Genomic DNA, 21,592 nt, shown 5'->3' on the forward strand with positions numbered 1-21,592 from the left:
GTGCGACCACTAACCCGCAAGCTGTTTCGCGACCTCTGGCGACTGCGCGCGCAGTCGGCTGCGGTCGTCGCCCTACTCGCGATCGGCATTGGCATGTTGGTGTCATCCCTCGGCATGAAGACCTCGCTTGGCGAGTCGCGCGATGCCTACTATCGCGACGACCGCTTGTCGGACCTGCAATTGCAGTTGGTGCGTGCGCCGATGCGGCTGACCGAACGCATCGCCAGTCTGCCCGGCGTCCAGGCCATCGACGCTCGGGTCGCCGCGCCGGCACTGCTTGGCCTCCCAGGCATCGACGAGCAGATCACGGCCAAATTGTTGTCGCTCGATGTGCCCGACAAGACGCCCGTCAACCAACCGTGGCTGGTACAGGGACGCTGGCCTGAGCCTTTGCTTGGGAGCCAGGAGATCGTCGTCAACCAAGCCTTCATGGAAGCGCACGGCCTGCAACCGGGTGACACCCTCGCGGCTACGATCCGCGGTGGTCGCGAAACGTTCAAGATCGTGGGGATGGCAAACTCGCCCGAATTCGTGTTCGTCAGTCCGCCCGGCCAGATGTTCCCGCAGCCCGATCGCTACGCGTTGATCTGGATGCTTCGCCCGGCGCTGGAGCAGGCGGCCGATCTTGACGGTGCGTTCAATGATTTGGTGCTGCGGCTTTCGCCGAATGCGGATGTGGCGGCCATCAAGGCGTCGCTGCAAAGCCTGCTCGGGCGCTATGGCGCCCAGACGGCACAAGGTCGCGACCGCATACCGTCGGCACGGTTTCTCGATCAGGAACTCGATCAATTGGCCACCATGGCCAAGTTGATTCCGCCTGCATTCTTGGCCGTGGCCGCGTTCCTGCTGAATGTTGCGCTGACCAGGCTCGTCGAGGCCGAGCGCGCCAACATCGGGCTGCTGAAAGCGTTTGGCTTTCTGCCGGGTGAGGTGGCACTGAACTATCTCGGTATGTCGCTCGTGCTGGTGATTCTCGGCATGGTGCTCGGCGCAGCGCTCGCGCAGTATCTCGGTGAAATGATGGCAGCGCTTTATCTCAAGGTGTACCGCTTGCCCAGCCTGCCGTTCGAAACCACGTGGGACGCTTGGCTGATCGCCGTGGCCGTGGCGAGCCTCGCCGGGCTTGCTGGCTCCATCAATGCGGTCCGCCGCGTGTTGAAACTCAGCGCCGCCGCTGCGTTGATGCCAGCGCCGCCGCCCGCGTTTCAACACGGCAGCCGGCTGTTCGAACGTCTGACGCGGCAGTTTGATGCCCTCACGCGCGTCGTGCTTCGGCGGATTCTGGGGTTTCCGCGCCGCTCACTGACAACCATTGCCGGTGTGGTGTGCGCCCTGTCGTTGCTGATTCTCGCGCGGCAGTTTCCGATCGCGATTCAGCAATTGCTGGAAGTCAGCTTTGACCATGCCAGGCGCCAGGATCTGAGTCTGACCTTGATCGAAGCCGGTGGCACCGACACCTTGCAGGCGCTCCGCCGCCTGCCGGGTACGATCCAGATCGAACCGTTCCGCAATGTGCCAGCGCTGTTTCGCTATCGAACCCAGTCCGCTGATGAGGCCATCGTTGGGTTGATGCCCGATGCCGAACTGGAGCGCCTTGTCGATTTCAACGGGCTCCCGCAACGTGTCCGCGATGATGGCCTGATCATCACGCAAGGATTGGCGCGGCAACTCGGTGCGGGCGTGGGTGATCGCATCGACGTCAAGATCACCACGGGCCGCCAGGTGGACCTCCAGTTGCCGGTACTGGCTGTGGTCACCGTGAGTGCCGGCAACAATGCGTACGTGAGTCTCAGCCAATTGGGTGAAGTCTTGCAGGAGCCGGGTCGAATCGGCGGTGCGCATGTGCGCATTGATCCGGCCGAACTCCCCGCGTTTCATCAAGCTGTCCGCGAGATGCCCATTGTGGCCGGTGTCAGCGATCTGAAACGGGCGCGGGCGTCGCTCGCGCGCACTTTTGAAGAAGGCGCAGGCGTCATGACCGGCATCTTTGTGACCTTTGCCGTGCTGATGAGTGTAGGTATCGCGTTTGCGACCAGCTCGGTGACGCTGGCCGAACAGCGTCGCGATCTTGCCACGCTGCAGGTGCTCGGTTTCAGCCGCCGCGAGGTCTCCTACGTGCTGCTCGCCGAGATTGGTGTGCTGACGCTGCTCAGCTTGCCACTCGGCGTGCTGATTGGCCATTGGTTTGCAATGGCGTTTCTAAAGGCCATGGCCACTGACCTGTTTACCTTCCCGATGCGCTTCGAACCGGCCGCGTACGCCGCCTCTGCCGCGATCGTGCTGGCCGCGATCATCGGCGCCAGCCTCCTGGTTCGCCGCGAGATCGATCGCATCAACCTGGTTGAAAGTTTGAAATCGAGAGAATGATCATGGTCCTGTCTGCCCGCCAACGTACCCGCTGGATCGGCCTCCTCATCGGCCTTGTCGTGCTCGCGTTGTTTGGCTTGGCCTGGTGGCCGAAGCCAATCACCGTGCAGACATTTGGCGCGCGCGAACAGCCCTTGTCGGTCGAGCGCGTCGACCAAGGCTATGCCCGTGTTCGCGAGTTGTATCTGATCACGGCGCCCGTAGCCGGCAACCTGTCTCGTATTGAGCTGGAGCCGGGTGACGCCGTTGTCGCCGACACGCCATTGACCGAGCTTGCGCCGCTGACCAGCACGCCGCTTGATCCCCGTGCCCGTGCGATGGCCGAAGCGGCGGTGGGTGCCGCCCGCGCGCAAGTGCAACAGGCGGAGGCACTGCTCGGCTCCAATCGCGATTTGCGGGAGCGTAGTGAGCAGATGTTTGCCGATCGACTGATTCCGGAGCGTGATCTCACGGCCGTGCGTGCGGCCGAACGCGAGTCCGAAGCCCGCCTTGCGGCCGCGCGCGCGAGCCTTAGACAAGCACAAGCCAACGCCGCCTGGGATGCGCAAGGCAACGGTCGCACCTTGGCGCTGCGGGCGCCGATTTCCGGCGTCGTGTTGAAGCGGTATCACGAGAGCGCCGGTGCCGTGGCTGCCGGCACACCACTGCTCGAACTCGGCGATCCAAACGATCTTGAAATCGTCGCCGAGTTTTTGTCCCAGGAAGCCGCGGGCATAAACGTGGGCGCCCGCGCGCAGATCGAAGCGTGGGGCGGTCCGCCGATACCCGCCGAAGTCAGTCGGGTGGAACCGCTTGGCGAATTAAAGATCTCTGCGCTGGGTGTTGAAGAACGCCGCGTGCGCGTGATCTTGGCGCTGAAGGCGCCTGCACCAAAGCTCGGCCATGGCTATCAAGTCGATGCGCGTGTGACCGTGCTCGACTTGCCCAACGTTCTCGTGGTCCCACTCGAGGCCCTGCAACGCGACGGCGCCGACTGGCGCGTGTGGACCGTCAAGGATGATCGAGCAACACCTGTGCCCGTCACAGTGGGCGCCAATGACGGCCGCTACCGACAAATCCTGAGCGGGTTGTTGACCGGCCAGCCAGTGCTGGTCAATCCGCCGGCGACGCTCGTTAGTGGTGATCGGGTCGCGATGGGGCCTTGAGTAAGCACTGGCGCGGGAGCAAATCCCCCGCTCTCATCAAACATCATCCAAGGCATTGTTTTGTCGTCATTCCAGCAAAACAGACTATGTGGAAGCGTCTTTGGTGGCTGCATTCATAGCGCCTGACACCGTCGCAGGGGCGCCTACTATCTTGTCGTCATCCCGACGAAACAGACTGTGTGAAAACAACAAGGGACTGGTTCGAGCAACCTAGCCGATCGGGTTCGGAAGCGATGATGAGTGCAAATGATGGGTCAGTTTGTCGCGAGCCTGAAACCCACCCCGGATCAAGTCCGGGGTGACGAATCGCGAGAGTGTCCGTCGAGGCAAAGTCGTTGCTTCAGACGCTAGAATGGATCGGTTCCCCAAGGAGTTCCAATCCACCTCTCGTCACCCCGGACTTGATCCGGGGTGGGTTTGAAGGTCTTGCAGCCGCACCGAGGCTATGTTGAAGCGCCAAATATTGTCCTGCCCAAAGGTTTTCACACAGTCTGGAAAGTCGGGATCCAGAATACTTGCGGCACCGCGGCCAGATTGCCCTGGGTCCCGACTTTCGTCGGGATGACGAATTGGGGTGGCGCCGCAAACTCCTGATGCTTTCACACATTCTGGAAAGCTGGCATGACAGCGAGTAGGCCCAGCACTACCTCCAGCTCGGGACAATAGTTTGATGCGCGAATAAGCGCACCAAAGGGGCGGCTGGACTCCCCCGCGATCGCGAGAGAGGGACGGGGAGGGGGCTACTTGCGACTGACCAGACTGCGCAAATCACCGATCCAGCAGCAACAAACCCTGAAACACCAGATCGCGTTGCAGCGTGACCGGTTGAATCAGCAGACCGGCCAACGTCTCCGCGCCACCGCCATGCAACCACACTTGCAGATTGCCGGCGCACTGCGCTTCGGCGGTACGAATCGCGCGCTCGGCAAAACCGGCGGTCGCATGCCACGCGCCACTTTCCAGCGCGTTCTCGGTGTTCGTTGCAAAGTCCTGCACTTTGCCCTCGCGCAACCAATGGACACGCGCAGCCCGAGCCAGCACGGCGGCGCGCATCGTTTCTGGACCAGGTGCGATCCAGCCGCCGTGATGCAAGCCGCTGGCATCGACAAAATCTGCAGTCAAAGCGGTGCCACACCCGATGATCAACGTGTCCCGCGTCGTTTTGGCCGCCACCAGCGCCGTCAGAAATCGATCGACACCCAGCCGCTTCGGTTCATTGACTGCAGACCGCAATGCTCCCGCATGGGTCTCCGCGGTCACCCGCGTCAGGGCGATGCCAGGCCAGATTTCCTGGATGCTGGCGAGCGCTGCCTGGGTCACCAGTTCATGTGCCACTGCAGCGACCCGCACGCGCTCCGGTCGGGCCAGATCGGCCAGACCGCGGGCCAGAATGTTGCGCCAATCACCATCACCGTGATTGACCGCAAACGCGCGCAACACCACGCCGTTTTGCACTTCGGCGTATTTGAGTCGGGAATTGCCCAGATCGATCAATAGCTCATTCATGACGGCGCACACTCAGTTCTCCAGCCTCGAATGCTCGCACAAGTCCTGCTTGTTCCAGCAAGAGCCGTCCGTTGGGATCCACGCCGACCATGATGCCGGTTTCGGTGCCGCCCAGTTGCACGCGTTGACCGAACAACGCATCCAGAGCCGCGAAACGCGGCTGAAACGGCGCGAAGCCTTCCGCTGCAAATAACCGCAGCCCTTGCATTAACTCGGCCAGGAGCGCCGCCGCCAGTTCGGTTCGCGTCGCCGTGAGCCCCGCCTCACGCAGGTCAGCGACCGGCTGCAAAGCGGCATCGCGCGCGGCCTCACGCAGTCGGACATTGATACCAAAGCCAATCACCACCCGACTGTGCTGATCAGCCGGCGGCAACAGCTCAATTAAAATGCCCCCGAGCTTGCGGCCATCGAACCACAGGTCATTCGGCCACTTCAGACGCACGGGTGCGCCGAATCGATTCAGGCACTCGGCCAACAACACGCCGACAGCGAGGCTCAAGCCCGAAAGCTCAGCAAGCCGCCTTGGCAAGCGCAGGCTGACGGATACCAACAGCGAGCCCATGGGCTCGGAGACCCACGTCCGCGCGAGGCGACCGCGGCCAGCCGTTTGCTGCTCCGCGAGCAGCACGCGTGTGGTGGCGTCGGCATCACCCAGGCGCAGCAGATCGGCATTGGTCGAGCCCGTTTCGGCGACGACATCGACCGACAGTGGCGAAAATGCCGCCAGGGCGTGGCGAAGGGTGTTCGGATCGAGTGCGGATTCCAGGTCGGAAGTCATGCCCAAAGGCCTGTTCGGGGGCGCGAGTTTGCGCGCGATCCGGCAAGCGGGCAAGATGCCGACTTTCCAAATTCAAGTCACCGACCATGGCCAAGTCCACTCGTCCCCAAGCTCTCGCCACCCGCGCCATTCATGCTGGTCAATTTCCCGATCCGTCCACCGGCGCGGTGATGACACCGATCTATGCCACCTCGACCTACGTGCAAAAGAGTCCCGGTGTGCATCAAGGCTTTGAGTATTCGCGCTCGCATAATCCGACCCGTTTTGCGTGGGAGCGTTGTGTGGCCGATCTCGAAGGCGGCGAACGTGGCTTTGCGTTTGCATCCGGTTTGGCCGCGACGTCGACCATCTTGGAGTTGCTCGACTCCGGCAGCCACGTCATTGCGATGGACGACTTGTACGGCGGCACGTATCGCTTGTTTGAGCGCGTGCGTCGGCGCAGCGCCGGGCTCGACTTCAGCTTCATCGATTTGAACGATGCGGCGGCGCTCAAAGGTGCGCTGAAGCCAAACACCAAGATGATCTGGGTTGAAACACCGACGAACCCGATGCTGAAGCTCGTCGACCTGACCAAGGTGTCGGCGTTCGCGAAAAAGCACGGCTTGATTTTGGTCGTCGACAACACGTTCTGCTCGCCCGCGGTCCAGCGCCCACTCGAATACGGTGCGCACATCGTCATGCATTCGGCGACCAAGTATCTGAATGGCCACTCCGATATCGTCGGTGGCGTCGCAATCGTCGGCAAGCATCCTGAACTGATTGAGAAAATGGCGTTTCTGCAGAATGCCATTGGCGGCATCCAGGGCCCGTTCGATTCGTTCCTCGCGCTCCGCGGCGTGAAGACGCTCGCGCTGCGCATGCGCGCACACGGCGAGAACGCGCTGGAACTCGCGAAGTGGCTGGAGACCCATCCGCAGATCGAGCGCTGCATCTATCCCGGCCTCAAGTCACATCCGCAACACGCGCTCGCGAAGCGTCAGATGGACAACTTCGGCGGCATGATTTCGATCGTCGTCAAAGGTGGCCTGAAGAAGGCGCGGCGGATGATGGAGCGCTGCGAGCTGTTTGGTCTGGCCGAGTCGCTCGGGGGCGTTGAGAGTCTGGTGAACCATCCGGCGATCATGACGCATGCGTCGGTGCCGCCGGAAAAGCGCAAAGCACTTGGGATTAGCGATGCGCTGGTGCGCCTGTCGGTGGGCATCGAGGATGTCGAAGACCTGCGCGCCGAACTCGCGCACGCACTCGGCAGCTGATCCGAGCAAGGTATGTATCGGCCGAGTCATTTCGCCGTTGACGACCCCGAGCAGATCGCGGCGTTCCTGGATGCATGTCCCCTGCTCCATCTGGTGCAAACCAGTGCAGCAGGGCTGGTCGCGAATCCAGTGCCAATGCTGCGGCTCGATCCGGTTGGCGCCGGTATGCGCCTGCTTGGCCATGTCGCGCGGGCGAATGGACTGTGGCAGCTGGCTGACACAAACCCTGATGTGCTCGCGATTGCCAGCGGGCCGAATCAATACATCAGCCCGAATTGGTACCCGGCAAAGGCCGAACATCATCGCGTGGTGCCGACTTGGAATTACCTGAGCTGCCATCTCTACGGCCGCCTCTCGACCTTCGATTCCCGCGAACGCTTGCTCGATGTGCTGAATCGTCTGACGACGCACTTCGAGGCATCGCAGCCACGGCCTTGGTCGGTTCACGATGCGCCCGCCGACTACATCGACAAGCTGCTCGGCGCGATTGTTGGTCTGGAACTCACGGTGACCCGGATCGAGTGCAAGTTCAAGCTGAGCCAGAACCATCCGAAAGCGAATCAGGATGGCGTGCTGGCTGGATTGGCGGCCGGTGCGGAGACCGACCACGGTGCGCTGCGCGAGTGGATGCGGCAAGTGTTGCAGGACGGGTCAGGCAACTGACGGCTGCATCGTGTCGTTTGGATACCTTGATCGATGCTCGTCGGTTGTAGCGCTTTGCTGTATCCAACATGAGCCTCGAGGCCAGAGAGCCCTGGACCCCGGCCTTCCAGACTGTGTGAAAACATCGAAGGACTGGTTCGAGCAACCTAGCCGATCACGATCGGAAGCGATCATGAGCGCAAGCGATGGGTTAGCTTGCCGCGAGATTGAACCCCGCCCCGGATCAAGTCCGGGGCGACGAATCGCGAGAGTGTCTGTCGAGGCAAAACCGGTGCTTCAGACGCCAGAAAGACGCAGTTTCCCAAGGAGTTCCAATCGCCCTCTCGTCACCCCGGACTTGATCCGGGGTGGGTTTGCAGTCCCCTCGGTGAAACAAAGCGCCCGCGAAAACAACGAATATTGTCGCGCCGCAACGTGGAGGGCCGGGGCGTCTAGCACCACCTAGCGACGAACCTCCTCGACACTTGGCAACGCCGTCAAACAAACGACTGATTCTTGGTCCAGATCAAACCGGTTCACCGAGCAGGCGCTACCATTCGCGTCATATTCTGGAGGCTGCCATGGAAACTCCCCGTCGCGTTGAACACCAAATGACCGACAAAGGCTACGTGCCGGTGTACACCACGGCGGTCGTCGAGCAGCCTTGGGCGCAGTACAGCGCCGAAGATCACCAGACGTGGGCGACGTTGTTCAAGCGCCAGCAAGAGATCCTGCAGGACCGCGCCTGCCCCGAGTTCCTGGAAAATCAGGCCGCGATGGGCATGAATGAATCGCAGATTCCCAAATTCGACGACTTGAATGTCCATCTGAAAAAAGCCACCGGATGGAAACTGATTGCCGTCGAGGGCCTGCTGCCGGAGCTCGACTTCTTCATGCATCTGAAGAACCGCGAGTTCCCAGTCACGTGGTGGATCCGGCGTCCCGATCAGATCGACTACATCGCCGAACCGGATCTGTTCCATGACCTGTTCGGCCATGTGCCGTTGCTGATGAACCCGATCTTTGCCGATTACATGCAAGCGTACGGCGCCGGCGGTGTGCGCGCATCCACGTTCGGCAACGAGCCACTCAGCAATCTGACGCGTCTGTACTGGTACACCGTGGAGTTCGGCCTGATCAACACGCCGAAAGGCCTGCGCATCTATGGCGCGGGCATCTTGTCGTCGAAGGGCGAATCGATCCACTGCCTGGAATCAAACGCACCGAATCGCATCGGCTTTGATCTGTCGCGCGTCATGCGCACGCGGTACCGAATCGACACGTATCAGAAAACGTATTTCGTCATCGACAGCTTTGAACAGCTGTTCCGCGCCACGGTCGATCCGGATTTCGGTCCGATCTACTATCACTTGAAGGGCGCTGAATCAGTTCCGGCGGGCACGGTCCTGGACACCGATACCGTTTTCAATCGCGGGACCGGTGAGGGTTGGCTGACTGACGGCGACGTGTAAGCGTCCGGTGCCGAACACAGGATGACTGGGCGCCCTAATCCAATCAGGCGCGCCGTTCGTTCAGTCCTTCTTGATCATCCCGTAGATGCCCTTGCCGATCCAGAAGACACCGAGGCCATCGAAGAACACGCTGAGCAGCGTAATCTGGCCTAAGAAAATCGACTCGCCCAATGGCCAGCCCGATACCGATCAGCACAACGCCTGCAATGATGCTTCCCATGATGGTCTCCCGAATAACGCCGGCTGACTTTAGCGAAATTGCAAGGTCAGGAACAAACAGCATTTCACACTGTGTGAATGCCTTGGGAGCAGAACGATCCGGTTTAGCTCATACAAGTAACGGTCTGACCGAGGACACATCAACCCCACCCCGGATCAAGTCCGGGGTGACGAGAGGTGACTGGTGTTTCCTTCAAGAACCGCCCCTTGCTGCAAACCGAAGCACGGGTTTTGCCACGACGCACATCCTCGCGATTCGTCGCCCCGGACTTGATCCGGGGCGGGGTTCAAGCTCGCGGCAAACTGACCCATCGTGCGCTGACATCTCTTCTTACTAATGGCGTCGCGCAAGCACGGGCGAAGATACTCAGAGCTTGCAATCGTGATCGTGTCAGAACACCACGACCAACGCCAACCTTCCCCAATGTCAAATGTCCCATTCTCAGAACACCATGATGATTGTTGGCCGGGAAACCTGAGATGCGCGCCGCTCAGAACCGCTGCTGATACGACACCACGAACGTCCGCCCATAGGAATCGTACAGATAGCTATTGTACGGGTAGTCAGAGAGCGCCGAATCCAGCGATGGCTTGCGGTCGCCAACATTGCTCGCACCAACACTGATCCGCGCTTGCCACGGTGCTTGCCAGCTGAACTGCACATCATGCGTGACGTAGTCGCCGACCCTGAGCGCGGTCGTCGGGTTCATATAACCGTCAATCCAATGGCTGGTGGCCGTGACGCGGTAGTCCCTGAGTTGCCAATCCTGCTGCCACTGTCCGCGCCAACCCGGATAATCGTCGACGAAGGAACTGACCAATGACTGGCCATTGGAGAAGACTGACTCCAGGTCAAAAGTCTGCCACTTGCTGACCAGCAGTCGGCTCTCGAACGCGCCAAAACGCCCCCAGTCAAACGCACCGTTGGCTTGCAGGTCCACATGGCGATGATGCGAAGACCCTCGGTTCAAGTACCTGGACTCAAGCAACTGCAAGGCGCCAGTGATGGGGTCTCGTCCGACCGTCACGCCCGGCGGCAACGGTAGACCCAATAGATCGCGATTGACGAGATCCTGAAAGCCGGTCTGCACGATTCGATCGTCAATCCGAATGTCCCGATACGCGAGCCGCAGATCGAGCCAGGTCCAAGGCCGATACGTGATGCCGAGGTACGCATGCCGCGTCGCCTCGTTGTCTAGGTCAGGATTGCTGATGACGCGGGTCGGCACTTGTACCGGCGTCGTGCTGCAATTCACGCCGCCTCGTGCGGCGCACGTTTGCAAGTCGACGACGCTGCGCGCGGAGATGCTCGTGTCGCCGAAGCGCTGGTCGAAGGTTGGAATCACCACGCCTTCCTCGTAGCCGAGCGCCACATCGAGCACGGAAAACGGCTGCCACGACAGTTCCAACCCGGGTGAGAACGCCGAATTCAAATCGCTGAATTGATCCAGGCGCGTGTTCAGCGCCAGATTCCAGTCCGCATGGAACGGCAGGTCGAATTGCGCGGCAACACTCCGCGTGATTCGCGAGCCGGCCGCAGAGTTGCCGGCGGAGCCCTGAATTTCGCCGGCTGATTGCAGACTGTCGTACCGATCGGCATAGTCGTCCCGCCGCCATTCTGTGCGGACATCGAGCGTGCTCATGCCACCGCCTGCTGCGAACAGATCAGCCACAAAGCCAGCGTAAGCTTCCTGACGATCCCAATACAAATCGCGATTGATGGTCGCCGAAATGCTTTGCAATACGTCCGCACTGGCGCCGAACGGATCTCGAACATCGTACCGGCCATCACGAATCGCCGCCTCAGCGAGACGCGTCACAATGTAGTTGCGACCCAGTTCATAGCCCTGACTGTTGTGATCACGAATCCCAAATTGCACACGTACGCGCTCATTCAGTTGGCCGCGAACGCCAAGGTCGATGTCGCGATCGGTTTCGTCCACGCTGGTGTCACGCGGGCCTACGGCAGCGAAGCGATGCAACAGATAGGCGCCGCGATTGTCGCCAGGCACCGGGTCGTTCGGGCTGCCTTCCGGAACAAACAACTGCGCGGGCGCCGGCGCATAGCGACCAAAAGACTCTTGCCGGCGCACGGAAGTATTCAGGTAGGCATGCCATTCATCAGTGATGGCGTATTCGGCTCGCGCAAACACGGCCGCGGTATCGCTGCTCGCATCGCGTGCCGCCACGGCATTGAAGTTGTACTGACAGATCGTGCCGCCAGAGGTTTGATAAAACAAATCCTGAGCGCCCGTCAGGCCCAGTCCAGAGCCGTTGCACGCAAACCCGGGAAAGGCGCGAATCGGGCCTTGTGGCGCAGTGCCCGCCGCATTCGCTACCTGGTAGTTGTTACCGAACGTCGTACTGCCGAGGACGTCCCCACCCAAATCATCGCGTGTAAAGACGATATCGCGGCGATTGAAACTGACGCCAGCCGATACAAAGCCACGGTCGCCCTCCGTTCCGAACAACACCGTTCCCGACTCGGTATCACCACCGCGCACATCCGGATTCCCGCGGGCATACTCAAACTGCATACCCTGCGTCTGCTTGCGGGTGCGCAGATTGATCACGCCAGCCGCTGCGTCAGCACCGTATCGGCTGCTGCCGCCCATGCCGACCACTTCGATCGACTCGATCATGCCCAGCGGCACGAGATTCAAGTTAACGACACCAGGCGACACGGGGGACTTCGTCAGCGGCCGCCCATCCAGCAACACCAATGTGCGATTTGAGCCCGCGCCATACAGGTCGAGATCAGACAGTGACTGCGCTGAAGAACCAGAGCGCGGCCGAAAATTCCCGCCCGCTGCCTGCGGCAAATCGCGCAGGAACTCGCCGACCGAGAAGTCGCCGGACGCTTCCAGATCGGCCCGATCAAAGATGATCAGATCGGCACTGCGTGAATCGCGCCAAGACAACAACGTGTCCGATCCGCGGTCGCCACCAGCCCCTTCAGCCAGGATCGGTCCCGCTGACAACGAAAGCAGCAGCGCGATGCAAAGCCGCTTGGGCGCCGGATGTTTGGCGATCGCAGAAACTGGTTTCAGAAATTTGGCGCGCATAAGCTCTCCCAAGCCTGATCCAAGATCAGTCGGTTGCAGACAAGTCGTTGTAAAGACACCAGGCACATCCACACAGCACGCATGTCTGCATGCCGCTCAGCGACGCTTATCAGCGGCGGTTCCAGGAGATTGACGACGCCAAGTCCACCGGATCAGCCACTGATCAGTTCGCGACACCGAATTGATATCGCCAAACTCGGCACAGCACTAGTAGAAAACTGAATGCGATTTAACTTCCGAAATCGCGCTGTGCGCGGATGAGCGCTTCACAACACAACGCATCAACGCAATCAACCGGGTAGTGTCTTGTAGAACAACACGTCGTCGTGCCACTGCTGGCCGTCGGCATCGAGCGCGAACTTTGGGATGTAGCCAATGCAGACCCAATCGAGCTTTCGATACAAGGCCTCGGCTGCACCGCCAGCGCGGGCATCGAGCGTGAGGAGCCGCATGCCTAAGCCGTGTGCTGCGGACTCGGCTGCTTGCATCAACGCAGTAGCCAGGCCACGATCGCGATGGGCGCGGTGCACCAGCACTTTGGAGATCTCGCCGCGATGCGGTTGATTTGGGGCCCACGCCGCGTGCAGCATCACACAGGCAATGATGTGAGCCTGATCATCGCGGCAGACGAGCATACGTGAGCGCGGCGACAGCGCTTGAATCGCGTTCTGCCAATACGCACGTGCCTGATCAAGCGACAAGGGCTGGAGAAAACTGACCGCTGCATTGGCAGCGACGGCGTCGACCAACAGTGCCGCGAGCGCATCCAGATCGCTACCAAGTGCAGGGTCGGTCAGGGCTTCAATCGCTATGGTCATCATGAGCACTCACAGTGGATGCATACAGCACCTGAGTAGACCACATTCGAATCGAGCATTCAGCGTGGTGCGCAAACCAAGGTATGCCAGCCACGCAGCAAATCGGGCGACGCGCACGCGGTTCGATAGTCCTCAGTATTCGCCATGAGCACCTGCCAGGCAGGTTGCATGTCCGGATGAATGGCGGAGCGATCCTCCCAGCCTGCTGGCAACGGTCGCTGCTGTTCGCGCAACACGCGCATCGCGATCAGCCGAAAAGGCTCCTGCTGTTGCCGCGGCGCCGTTTCGAAACTACTCAGTGCCAAGTCCAACACCAACGCCGCCTCGTCATCCCGCTGCTGCCAGAACAAGGCCAGCAGAACTTGGCTGAGTTCGCGTAGACCCCGACGCTGATTGGTCAGCATACGGACCTCGGATGCCACGCTTGGTCGCGCGGGGTCGAACGTCCGTGCAACGATGCCGATCGCAGGCTGGCATGCCTGCGGCCGTCCCGCCTTGCGGCAATGCGCATCTGCGATGCCCATTTGGCCACGGGCAGCCTGCAGATCCCCAAGCAGCAGGTCGCGAAACGCCAGTCGCTGCGCATCGCGCGCCATCTGCACGTTCGCACCGACCGACTCTTCCAACGCGTACGCCTTCTGCAGTAAGTCGCGAGAGCGCGTCAGATCGCCTTGCAACATCGCGATTTCGGCGCGCAGCGACCAGGCCGCGGCATCTTGAGGGGCATATTGATCGAGCGCTTCCTGTGCGGCCATGGCCTTGTCGTCTGCGGCCTGCCATTGCCCGCGATCCATGTCGAGATACGCGCGACCCAACTGCAGTTGCGGCATCAGATCGCGAAAATCGGCTTCCGGAAACCGCTGCACAGCCTCGGTCAACAACGCTTCGGCGGACGCCAAGTCGCCCTGCACCTTGAGCAGGTCCGCGGCACCGAACACCGCGCGAACTTCCAGTCGCGGCAACACCAGCCGGCGCGCAGCGTCAATCAAGTCCAGATAATCGCGCAACGCGGTCGTAAGGTCGCCTTGCATCGACGCAGCCAGCGCTCGCTGATAGCGCGCGCGCAGCAGCAACTCATGATCACCAACCGCTTGCAGCCGCTGGATCACGGGCGCAATAAAGCGCGTGGCGTCCTGATGCCGACCGCGCGCATTCAGGACCCGAACGCGCAGAACCGTCAGCTCGGCCCGATCCCAATCGGACATCTGAAGCTGTTCGAGCCTATCGAGCTCGGTCAAGGCCGCCTCACTCTGCTGCGCCTCCAGCAGCGCATCGACCAAGTCCCGATGCAGCATCAGACTGGGCGGCTCGCTTTGCAGTCGCGTCTGGGCCACGGTTACCGCCGCAGCCGCATCGCCACGCGCGAGCGCGTGCAGATACCGAAGCTCTGGATCGTCAAGAGGCTCCGGCAACAGTTGCAACACGTCGCGCCGGCGTCCCTGCAACAAGGCCGCGCGTGCCGTCGTGGCCAGCACTCGCGGATGGGCGCGCGCGGTGTCCGACAACACTTGCAAGGCGTCGCGCGCACTGACCGGCCGGCCCTGGGCCAGCAGCACTTGTGCCTCGGTCAGTCGGCTGAGTTCGAGATCAGACAACCGGGGTGCCGACTGCGGCTCCTGTTTCGGCCAGACTGCGACGCGCCCGAGCGCCGCTGCAAGCTGTTCGCCGAGCGCGGGCAGGTCCCGCAGGGATTGATGGTTGACCATTAGCGCTTGGATGCTGGTATCGCGACCGCCGCCAAACCAGATCTGGCCAGCCAGATGTTGACCATCGTCCGAAAGATTGAGTGCCCCGTCGAACCACAAGTCGACGCCAGCTGTGTGGGCATCGCGGCGGGAGCGATCTCGACTCGTAGCACTGTTGTCTCGATCTGGCGTGCCGAGTTGGATCGGTGCCATGCCGTAGTCGCGAACCATGATCCCACTGATCAATGTGGCGAGCGTCGTCTCAACCGCCTGCCCACCCCGACCCGTGACCTTGACGCCCAGGTTCGCGACACTCGGCAACCGCGCAGGCGCATGGTTGCCAAATGGCTGCCACAGCAGCGCCAATCCAGACAGGGCCGCCAACACGACAACCGCGACGACGACCCACCGCGGCCACTGCAAACGCGCGGTGGGTGGCACAGGGATGGGCGGCATCGGGGTGCTGACGACCTGCGGTTCGTCAGCTGGCGCGGGATTGGTGCTCGGTGCCGATTTCGGCGGCGGCGCTGACCAAGGCTCCGAGGCCTCAGGCATGGACGCATCCAAGCGCAAGACAGGAACGGTCAGCCGATAACCCTGCCGCGGCACATTTTCGATCAGCTCCCGGCTTTGCCAGGGCTTCAGCGCTTGCCGGATCTCCTGAATCGTTTGCGCGACCGTATTGCGGGTCAGGTGCCGCGTGCCCCAAACCTTGTCGAGCAACTGTTCCGTGCTTTGGAGTGCCGGGCTTTCACCGAGCAACGCCACCAGCAAATGATGGGCCTTCGCGCGCAGACGCACTTCGGCGCCCTGCACACCCAGCCAGGCCCGTTCGGTATCCAGTTCGAAGACATCAAAGCGAAAAATCGGCAAGCCCACACTCCGTCGCCGTCGCACCGATTCAAGCGCTCGACACTTCGGCCTGTCAATTTTTCGCCGACTCCAGCGAGTCAACTTTCGCCAACGCCGAATGCTCACGTCGCGCCCGTCCCGGTTTTGCGCCAATCGCCCTCGATTGTCGCCGCCGCGGTCATTCGATCGGGCTCAAGCTTTGCTCGAATTTTGATCAAATCAATCACTTGCGTGATTCTGGTTGGGCCAGCCAGCGTGACAATCGAGGCCTCGAAGAGGGAGACCGCTATGCCTCGCGCGCGCGCTCAGATGATGCTCCAAACGACTCTGTTGCTATCGATTACCGGATTCTCCCTGCCACTTGCGGCTGCCACTCATGGCGGCGACTGCACGCGCGTGCCGCCGACTGGCGCGGCCGCCGGTACGAACTTCACGATGCCCGGATCCATCCGATTGCGCCTCGCGCGGGCAGGGGATCATGGCGCGCCGTTCGTACGCGCCGATCTGACCGTACTCGACCAAGCGGCGACCGCCAGCATGGTGTTGTTCGGCGGCGTCCCGTATCTTTATTACACCGCGCATCAGATTGCCGCGGGTCAAGACGGTGCGGCGTTGTCGATTGGCACCGCCAACGGCAACAGTTGGCAGCATTGTCTGTTGAGCTTCTCTGGGCTCCCGAGTGGCGTGCGAACCGTCGATCCGGACGTCATCCTGCGCCCAGGCGGTGGGCTACGGATGTACTTCACGAGCAACCTCGTATCGAACCCGGCACGCTTTGGCATCCATTACGCCGACAGCACCGATGGTCTGAACTGGACTTACGTGGGCGAAGCGTTTCTGCACCCCAGCCACTCGGTGCTCGACTCGACGACGGCAATGACCACCGATGGCACCTGGCATCAATACGTCCTCGATGCCGGTAGCATTGCCATGTCCCATGCAAGCTCGGCGACGGCGAGTACCTTCACGTTCGTCGATGAGTCCCAGCGCCTCATCGACGGCCAAGCGTACAAACTGGCGCAGGCGTTCAGCACGGCAACCGGCTTGCGAATCTACGCCGGAGGCCCCGGGAATCAGCAGATCCGCTCGTTCACGACTTCGGACGGCGTCACGCTCGCAGCATCACCGACCATCCACCTGAGTTTCGTCAGTGGCCAGCCTCACGAAAGCACGCTGATCAAAGACCCGGCCGTTGTGCAGCTCGGCGACGGTAGTTACCTGATGGCGTACAGCGCCGGTATCGGCAATGACAGCGCGCCAGCCACCACGGTATTTGCGAACTCGTTCGAACCCGGGCCGACCGTGGTCGAAACGGTGCCGACGGAAACCGTCAACGGCCAGCTGCTCGCGTCCTCATCCAAACTCCGCGTGCGCTTTCCGGCATTGAGCGGCATTGACCATGTCGAAGCAACCGCGAGCGCTGGCGGCATCAGCGAAACGGCGACGGGCTTGGGCACCGCGACGGAACTGATCATTCCGCTGCTCGAAGCAGACCGCGAGTACAGCCTCACCGCCCGCGCGTGCCGGACCGCGGATTGCTCGGTTGCCGAGACCTATACCGCCAGCACGGCGCGAACCGGCAAGGAGCATTGGCGCCTGGTCGGAACGGGGCATGACTATGCTGGCCTGATCAATCTTGCCGGTGACAGCAACGCGCGGCTCGGCGCCACGCGTATCGGCGCCGATTCGGGGCTCGCCAATGCTGGTCATGTGCAGCTCTACTATGGCGCGCGGATCAGCCCCGGCACGCGACCGGGACTATTCGTCGCCGACAGCAACAGTGCCGTCACCCTGGGCGCGCCGAGTTCGTGGTCGAGTTTCACGTCATTGGTCAGCACGACCGGATTGCGCTCACCGCCGACTGCGACGCCCGCGCCTTTGGTCGCTGAGGTGAACACTGGCCAGGGCGTGCCGTTTGCGCCACCGTTTCCGGGCAATGCTGGTATCCGCTTGTTCTTTGAGGCGCGCGGGGCCGACGGCCGGACCCGCGTCCTGTCGATCGACAGTCAGGATGGTCTGCTTGGCCGCGACTTCCACAGCGGTGCAGCCACGCAATGCAGCGCGCAGGCCGATTATCAGACCGGCGGGCCGTGTGCGCCGCGCTTGGAAATTGGGGTGCAGACTGATGCCGGCGGTCACCCGAAGATTCGCGACGCGCGGCAAATGCGCGTCACGTATCCGCTGCAGGACGACTGGCGTTGGCAGACCGGCAGCACCACGAAGAACTTCATGGTGATCACCGTCGATCTGGACGCGAGCTGCGGCGTCAGTGGCAAGCTGCATGCCTATGCGCGTTGGAACGGCAGCAATTGGGTCGTCGAGAATCAGGCGAATGGCTGCCCCAAACTCTTTACCGACGTGCAAGCCTGCTCGCCGATGCATCTCGGTGGTGACCGCTACAAAATGTACTGTGGCGTACCGTCGATCACGACCGGTGCTGTGCCGGGCTCACCACTGCCGTTTCTCGGCCCGAAGCGCCTGGCCTATGGCTACGGCCGCCGGAGCGGCAATAGCGACGAACTGGAGTTCGAAGACTGGACCCAGCCCAACGTTGGTGCCGACGTCGTGTTCCTGTGGCCCGATGACACCCAGCTCAACGATACACAAGAAGGCTACATCGATGATTTTCATTTCCTGCCGCCCGCCGGCAATCTGGACTTCCAGCTCGCCTACGTCACGCTGACCGACGGCACGATCCTACCGTTTGGTGCGGTCGCCAAACTCGTCAATCCCTGATCCCGTATTGCCATCGAATCTCGCCAGAGCTGCCAGCGCATAGGATGCTAAGAATCCGTCTGGCACAGGCGGCGATCAAGAATCCGTTGGCGCCGTTGTCGCAGTTGCCGGCGCTACCAGCACAGGCGTCAAACCTGGCAGCCGTTACGTCCGCTTAGCAACGCTCGGGGTGCCGGTACGACTGGCTTCTAGCAGCACGGCAAGGTAGTGGTCGATCACCGAATCCACATGCTTGCCGGCCTGACGTCCATCGGCGTACACGCTCTGCAGGAACCACGTTACAGTTTCGCCGCCGCCGTTCGGGCGAATCGTAAACGCCTCTTCGGATTCATTGCCGATCTCAAAGCCGGCGGCTAGCAAACGGCCGCGAATACGTTCCCGCAGTCGCTGTTGTTGTTGCCGTCGATAAGCGCGAAATGACAGCCAGACCACGCTCAGGCACAGGAGAATAAACAGGAAATTGGACATTGATCCTCCAGGTGCTACCGACGATCAACCAACCGGCCGGGCGTGATTGGGACAAAGGGCTAAAGCGACTGCGCTCACTTCGGCTTCAGGCTGAGCTCATAGACATAAAACGACTGCTCCCGAATCCAACCTTCTGACTCATACAGCGCCTGTGCCGCATGATTGTCCAGCGCGGTCTGCAACTGCAACTCTTTCGCGCCAACCGTGCGACCAAAAGCGGCCGCAGCACGCAACAACAATCGGCCCAAACCGTGACGTCGGCCATCCGCATGCACGAACAGGTCGTTCAGAATGTACAACCGCTGCATGCTGACGGATGAGAAGCTCGGGTACAGCTGGGTGAAGCCGAGCGCGCGACCATCGACGAACGCAATGAAGATCACGGATTGCAGATGCTCGAATCGATCGCTAAGAAACCGGCGCGCGCCATCCACATCTGATGGCTGCAGATAGAACTGTCGATAACCATCAAACAACAGCGCCAAGTCGTCCAGATCAGTGAGCCGCGCTTGCCGAACCTCAATCTCTGCGCTCATCGCAGTGCCGCCTTCAATGCCTTGCGGATAATGGCCTCAGCTGTGTCGCCGGGCTCTGCTGCTTCTTTGATCAGCTTCTGCACCTCGGCTGGCTTGTAACCAAACTGGCTGAGTGCGGCACTGGCTTCCGCAACCGGATCGTGCGCCACGGCCTTGCCGGCACTGGTTGGCAGGCTGGACAAACCGCCGCCCAAACCATCCACCCGATCACGCAGTTCGACAATGATACGCTCCGCTGTCTTCTTGCCGATGCCCGGAATCCGGGTCAACGCGCTGATATCGCCGGTGGTCACGAAGCGCGCGAACTCATCGACACTGACGCCAGACAAAATCGCGAGCGCAGTCTTGGCGCCGATGCCGCTTACTTTCAGCAAGGTTCGGAATAAACTGCGTTCGGATTCGCGATGAAAACCGTACAGCGCGACCGCGTCTTCCTTGACCGCATAGTGCGTGATCAGGACGACCTCGCGCCCAATCTCGGGCAACTCGTAAATTGTCGACATTGGCGCGTCGATCTCATAGCCAATGCCGTTCACGTCGACGAGCAGAGACGGTGGCTGCTTCGCCAGCAACACACCCCGAATGCGTCCGATCATGCAAACTCCTTATCGCCGCCGCCAGGCGGAACGTGGGATTCCAATCCGGCTGACGGTAGCACGCGTGTGGGCGTGCGTGATCGCAATCGCCAATGCGTCGGCCGCGTCGGCCTGAAGTTTCTCGCGCAGATTCAAGAGAATTCCGACCATGTGCTGGATCTGCGTCTTGTCGGCGGCGCCACCACCCACCACGGCCTGCTTGATTTCCTTCGGCGCGTATTCGGTCAAGGCCAGGCCAGCATGCACCACGGCACAGATCGCCGCGCCGCGCGCCTGACCAAGCTTCAAGGCAGAGTCGGCATTGCGGGCCATAAACACACGCTCGATCGCGACCTCATCCGGGTGATAGTCCCGAATGATCGCAACCAAGTCGTCAAAGATCTGCTTCAGGCGCAGATGAAACGTCTCGTTGTCGAGCAGATGCAGCGTGGTCTGAAACACGGCCGTCATCTGCCCTTTGGGATCGGCATCGATAATGCCGACGCCGGTGCGCTGGCTGCCTGGATCGATGCCGAGAATGCGCGTCATGCGTACGCGTCAGCGCCCAGCTCCGCATTCGAGTACACGTTTTGGACATCGTCCAAGTCTTCGAGCCACTCCAACAGCTTGACCACTTGCTGCGCCGTTTCGCCGGCAACGGCCACATCGTTCTCGGCGCGCATGGTCACTTCGGCTTGATCCGGCTTCAGACCCGCTTCGGCCATCGCAGCCATGACTGTGGCGAACGCCTCTGGGGCGCACAGCACGTCGATGCTCTGGTCTTCTGGATACACGACGATATCGTCCGCACCCGCCTCGATCGCTGCCTCGGTGACCTGGTCTTCATTCGCGCCTGGCGCATAGCTCAGCACGCCCTGCTTCTTGAACAAGAACCCGACCGAACCATCGGTGCCCAAGTTGCCGCCAAACTTGTTGAACGCATGGCGGACGTCGGCGACCGTACGGGTACGGTTGTCCGTCAGGCAATCGACGATGACCGCAATACCGCCCGGCGCGTAACCCTCGTAGCGAATCGATTCGTAGCTCACACCTTCGAGTTCGCCGGTGGCCTTCTTGATCGCCCGGTCGATCGTGTCTTTGGGCATGTTGGCCGCCCAGGCCTTGTCGACCGCGATCCGCAGCCGCGCATTGGTATTAGCGTCACCACCACCCTCGCGCGCTGCGACAAAGATCTCACGATTGAGCTTGGTGAAGATCTTGCCGCGAACGGCGTCTTGCTTGCCCTTACGGTGCTGAATATTCGCCCACTTGGAATGACCAGCCATGATGCAACCTGATGTCTGAAAAGGTGGCGATTCTATCAGGCTGAGCGTTTGCCGGCGGGCGGCAGAAAAACCCAAAAAAAATCGGCGCCCCGAATCGAGGCGCCGCAAATGCCGACCCTGATGAACGTCTGGCACCCTGGCGAAGAACGATCTGTCCGCAGTCACGCCGCCCCAAACCACGCAAGGGAT

Annotated in this window: 16 protein-coding genes; 6 read left to right on the forward strand and 10 right to left on the reverse strand. The window is 61.3% G+C overall.

The window, feature by feature from the left end; genetic code table 11:
- Both C7S18_RS20695 and C7S18_RS20700 read left to right on the forward strand, forming a co-directional pair.
- Positions 1-2,367, forward strand: coding sequence for an ABC transporter permease (locus C7S18_RS20695; protein WP_170113396.1), 2,367 nt, complete (start codon positions 1-3; stop codon positions 2,365-2,367).
- Between the two features lie 2 nt (positions 2,368-2,369).
- Complete coding sequence (locus tag C7S18_RS20700) at positions 2,370-3,512, forward strand: efflux RND transporter periplasmic adaptor subunit (protein ID WP_170113397.1); 1,143 nt, start codon at positions 2,370-2,372, stop codon at positions 3,510-3,512.
- 768 nt (positions 3,513-4,280) lie between these two features.
- On the opposite strand, the gene C7S18_RS20705 is transcribed toward C7S18_RS20700, so the two are convergent.
- Positions 4,281-5,018, reverse strand: coding sequence for a type III pantothenate kinase (locus C7S18_RS20705; RefSeq protein ID WP_106893356.1), 738 nt, complete (start codon positions 5,016-5,018; stop codon positions 4,281-4,283).
- On the reverse strand, positions 5,011-5,796 hold the full coding sequence (locus C7S18_RS20710) for a biotin--[acetyl-CoA-carboxylase] ligase (RefSeq protein ID WP_106893357.1): 786 nt from the start codon (positions 5,794-5,796) through the stop codon (positions 5,011-5,013). The genes C7S18_RS20705 and C7S18_RS20710 overlap by 8 nt, the downstream gene beginning before the upstream one ends.
- An 86-nt stretch (positions 5,797-5,882) precedes the next feature.
- Between C7S18_RS20710 and C7S18_RS20715 the strand changes: the two genes are divergently transcribed.
- The 3 genes from C7S18_RS20715 (at position 5,883) to phhA (ending at position 9,163) form a co-directional block, all read left to right on the forward strand.
- Positions 5,883-7,049 carry a trans-sulfuration enzyme family protein gene (locus tag C7S18_RS20715; protein ID WP_106893358.1) on the forward strand — a complete coding sequence of 389 codons (1,167 nt, stop codon included), beginning with the start codon at positions 5,883-5,885 and terminating at the stop codon, positions 7,047-7,049.
- A 12-nt stretch (positions 7,050-7,061) separates the two neighbouring features.
- The gene (locus C7S18_RS20720) at positions 7,062-7,712 is read left to right on the forward strand and encodes an FMN-binding negative transcriptional regulator (protein ID WP_106893359.1); all 651 of its coding nucleotides are present in this window, start codon (positions 7,062-7,064) and stop codon (positions 7,710-7,712) included.
- A 560-nt stretch (positions 7,713-8,272) separates the two neighbouring features.
- Complete coding sequence (gene phhA / locus C7S18_RS20725; RefSeq protein ID WP_106893360.1) at positions 8,273-9,163, forward strand: phenylalanine 4-monooxygenase; 891 nt, start codon at positions 8,273-8,275, stop codon at positions 9,161-9,163.
- Between the two features lie 710 nt (positions 9,164-9,873).
- On the opposite strand, the gene C7S18_RS20730 is transcribed toward phhA, so the two are convergent.
- From C7S18_RS20730 to C7S18_RS20740, 3 genes are all read right to left on the reverse strand, one after another.
- Complete coding sequence (locus tag C7S18_RS20730) at positions 9,874-12,447, reverse strand: TonB-dependent receptor plug domain-containing protein (RefSeq protein WP_106893361.1); 2,574 nt, start codon at positions 12,445-12,447, stop codon at positions 9,874-9,876.
- A 290-nt stretch (positions 12,448-12,737) separates the two neighbouring features.
- Positions 12,738-13,268 (reverse strand): GNAT family N-acetyltransferase, encoded by a 531-nt coding sequence (locus C7S18_RS20735; protein ID WP_106893362.1) that lies wholly within the window; start codon positions 13,266-13,268, stop codon positions 12,738-12,740.
- Between the two features lie 56 nt (positions 13,269-13,324).
- The gene (locus C7S18_RS20740; RefSeq protein ID WP_170113398.1) at positions 13,325-15,823 is read right to left on the reverse strand and encodes a winged helix-turn-helix domain-containing protein; all 2,499 of its coding nucleotides are present in this window, start codon (positions 15,821-15,823) and stop codon (positions 13,325-13,327) included.
- 267 nt (positions 15,824-16,090) lie between these two features.
- Here C7S18_RS20740 and C7S18_RS20745 point away from each other — a divergent pair, with 267 nt between their 5' ends.
- Positions 16,091-18,538 carry a glycoside hydrolase family protein gene (locus C7S18_RS20745; protein WP_106893364.1) on the forward strand — a complete coding sequence of 816 codons (2,448 nt, stop codon included), beginning with the start codon at positions 16,091-16,093 and terminating at the stop codon, positions 18,536-18,538.
- 144 nt (positions 18,539-18,682) lie between these two features.
- Here the strand turns inward: C7S18_RS20745 and C7S18_RS20750 are convergent, their stop codons facing one another.
- From C7S18_RS20750 to C7S18_RS20770, 5 genes are all read right to left on the reverse strand, one after another.
- A complete protein-coding gene (locus tag C7S18_RS20750; protein WP_106893365.1) occupies positions 18,683-19,006 on the reverse strand; it encodes a hypothetical protein in 324 nt (107 codons plus the stop codon).
- 74 nt (positions 19,007-19,080) lie between these two features.
- A complete protein-coding gene (locus C7S18_RS20755) occupies positions 19,081-19,542 on the reverse strand; it encodes a GNAT family N-acetyltransferase (protein WP_106893366.1) in 462 nt (153 codons plus the stop codon).
- Entirely contained in the window at positions 19,539-20,138 is a 600-nt protein-coding gene (gene ruvA / locus C7S18_RS20760; protein WP_106893367.1) for a Holliday junction branch migration protein RuvA, read from the reverse strand. Before ruvA ends, C7S18_RS20755 begins: the two co-directional genes overlap by 4 nt.
- Before the next feature lie 9 nt (positions 20,139-20,147).
- Positions 20,148-20,666, reverse strand: a complete 519-nt coding sequence (ruvC, locus tag C7S18_RS20765; RefSeq protein ID WP_106893368.1) for a crossover junction endodeoxyribonuclease RuvC — start codon at positions 20,664-20,666, stop codon at positions 20,148-20,150.
- Positions 20,663-21,403, reverse strand: a complete 741-nt coding sequence (locus C7S18_RS20770) for a YebC/PmpR family DNA-binding transcriptional regulator (RefSeq protein ID WP_106893369.1) — start codon at positions 21,401-21,403, stop codon at positions 20,663-20,665. Before C7S18_RS20770 ends, ruvC begins: the two co-directional genes overlap by 4 nt.
- Between the last annotated feature and the right edge of the window lie 189 nt (positions 21,404-21,592).

Origin of the sequence: Ahniella affigens (assembly GCF_003015185.1) — a bacterium.
In the GTDB taxonomy this organism is placed as follows: domain Bacteria; phylum Pseudomonadota; class Gammaproteobacteria; order Xanthomonadales; family Ahniellaceae; genus Ahniella; species Ahniella affigens.